Source organism: Serratia sp. H1w, assembly GCF_000633355.1.
Taxonomy (GTDB): domain Bacteria; phylum Pseudomonadota; class Gammaproteobacteria; order Enterobacterales; family Enterobacteriaceae; genus Chania.
The window spans coordinates 1-566 of record NZ_AYMQ01000068.1 but is presented as its reverse complement, the minus strand read 5'-3'; the positions used below and the strand labels follow the sequence as shown (position 1 = coordinate 566).

Below are 566 nucleotides of genomic sequence, written 5' to 3'. Positions count from 1 at the left end.
TACACATTGAATACATGACCCCCTCTGCGTTGGGCAAGTGTTTATTGGTCTATTCCGTCTTTGCTCGGAGCACAAAAGGTGGCCGGTACTATTTGTGGCACCATGAATTTCAGTAGTAACTTATTTGCTGCTATCATCCCTATATTAATTGGTTTTATCGTCCAGCTTACGGGTAATTATTATATTGCCATGATGTTCTTTGCTACCGCTGCCGTGGGTTATTTGATTTGTTCGTTACTCATCAATTTTGACAAGAAAATGGAACTGGAAAACTAATTGATTGGCACTTGGCTTTATCTCTGACATTCAAATATCGTAAGGATGTAATATGATCACAACAGCAGTTTTCCCTGGGCGTTATGTTCAGGGGGCCAGAGCTATTTCCAGCCTTCTGGGTGAAGAGTTATCACGTCTGGGGCAACGGGCTCTGGTGTTACAAGATCCCGTTGTCCATCAGAAATTAGGTGCTCAAATTAATCAGGCACTAGAAGGTAAGGTTGAGTTTCTGGTTGAGGTATTTAATAGCGAATGCTCTGACGAAGAGATTGGGTAATGCCTCTAATTAG

The 566-nt window shown here is 42.0% G+C and carries 2 protein-coding genes; both read left to right on the top strand.

Annotated features, from left to right (window positions below; genetic code table 11):
• Positions 1–78: 78 nt before the first annotated feature.
• A complete protein-coding gene (locus tag U869_RS30860; RefSeq protein WP_232785371.1) occupies positions 79–276 on the top strand; it encodes a hypothetical protein in 198 nt (65 codons plus the stop codon).
• Positions 277–328: 52 nt separating this feature from the next.
• On the top strand, positions 329–553 hold the full coding sequence (locus U869_RS0117150; protein WP_025123934.1) for a hypothetical protein: 225 nt from the start codon (positions 329–331) through the stop codon (positions 551–553).
• The last annotated feature ends 13 nt before the right edge of the window (positions 554–566 follow it).

Bases quoted from the DNA above. Each gene is read 5' to 3' on its own strand.
- U869_RS0117150 (WP_025123934.1), top strand. From the start codon at position 329: ATGATCACAACAGCAGTTTTCCCTGGGCGTTATGTTCAGGGGGCCAGA.